We start from the raw sequence: 1,593 nt of genomic DNA, 5'->3' as shown, positions 1-1,593 counted from the left end.
CCTGCCCGTTCGTATTATGGGATCAACCAGTTCTTTCTGGTTGATCCTTTTTGCCTTTGCTTTGAGGATTAAGGTAGCCGGGTCGAACGCACCTGCCCGTGGGACTAGATTCCGAGAGCTATAATGTTCACCTCTACTTGTCATGACCATGATTGAGGCTGGTTGGGACAAAGATCCCGTATCACATGCGATGCTATGGAGCGACAAGAAGATTTATAGAGGCTGCCGGCAAATTTACATTAAGGAGAGGTCAGATGAATCCTGTTATCGGGTTAGATATTTCTAAAGGAGAAAGCCACGGACAGGCTTTTTTAGATCGTGGAAAACCATACAAAGGAACGTTTTATTTCGAGCATACGCGAGAAGGACTCGAGAAACTCCTTCAAACTATTCGTGATGTCGAGCATGCGGTTGGACTTCGTCCTACACTGATTCTCGAGGCAACTGGGCACTACCAAAGCCCTGTCGTTCAATTCCTAGAGGAACACCACTATTTATACATTGTTATTAATCCGCTCATTTCAAATCGCCTTAGAAAGTCCCATCTTCGCAAAGTAAAAACGGATGCTGCGGATGCTTATCTTTTGGGCGATCTTTACTACAGGGAAGAGTTTGAGCCTTTTAAGAAAAGGGGCGTGCAACTGCTTAATCTGCGTTATCTGACGCGGCAATATGAGACGTTATCAAAGATGTGCGTGCAAACAAAGCTGCAATTCCAGGCGGTTCTGGATCAGGTTTTCCCTGCATACAAGGGTGTTTTCGGAGCTATGTATTCGAACGTTTCTCTTCGTTTCTTAAGTGAGTTCTCAACATCATCTTCCGTTCTGCAAGCGGATGAGGAAACCCTTAAAATCTCAATCAGAGCTCTGCTTTCTTCAAAACGAGGTCGTTCAGAAGCTTGGATTAATGAACGAGTTCAAAGGCTGATGAATGCAGCAAAACAAAATCCCTTTCAACAAACGATGTACTCTAGCCATTTAATTAATTTAAAGATTCTGATCACCCTTATTCTTCAATACCAGGAGCATCTAGCTGATTTGGAACAGAATATAGATGCCCTGGCAAAAGAGATGAAAGAGTATGATTTGATTCAGTCGATTCCTGGTATTGGCCATAAAATTGCTGCAACAATTTTATCGGAAATTGGAGAAGTCGACCGATTTGATCATCCAAAGAAACTGGTCGCGTTTGCTGGCATTGACCCCAGTGTTTTTGCTTCAGGTAAGTTCACAGCAACTCGAAATCGGATCACCAAACGCGGTTCCCGGCAGCTTCGATATGCCCTAGTTATGGCCGTGCAGTGTGGGTTGATCCGTTCTCGTAACACTCGGATTAAAGATTTTTACGACCGCAAAAGAGCCGAAGGAAAGCCTCACAAAGTTGCTCTAGTGGCATGTGCAAATAAGCTGGTTCATTGGCTGTATGCCATTTTAAAAAGTAAGAAATCATTCCGTCTGACATAACAAAAAGTTAATGGTATAACCTTCCAACACAACTCGAATTGGAAGGTTGTTTGGCATGCTTATTTTTCACTATACCATAAGGTTTCTAATTATTTTGCTGGAAATGTTGACAAGCTATTAGCTGGTATAG

The 1,593-nt window shown here is 42.9% G+C and carries 1 protein-coding gene; it reads left to right on the top strand.

The annotated features are described in order from the left end of the window. Nucleotides 1-254 precede the first annotated feature (254 nt). A complete protein-coding gene (locus tag G9G53_RS25580; protein WP_165150870.1) occupies nt 255-1,463 on the top strand; it encodes an IS110 family transposase in 1,209 nt (402 codons plus the stop codon). The last annotated feature ends 130 nt before the right edge of the window (nt 1,464-1,593 follow it).

The organism is Paenibacillus sp. EKM206P (assembly GCF_011066155.1).
In the GTDB taxonomy this organism is placed as follows: Bacteria; Bacillota; Bacilli; order Paenibacillales; family Paenibacillaceae; genus Paenibacillus; species Paenibacillus polymyxa_D.
The sequence above is the reverse complement of the archived record's forward strand: the minus strand, read 5'-3'. Positions and strand labels throughout refer to the sequence as shown.

Coding starts and splice junctions, on each gene's coding strand:
- G9G53_RS25580 (WP_165150870.1), top strand. CDS start 255: ATGAATCCTGTTATCGGGTTAGATATTTCTAAAGGAGAAAGCCACGGA.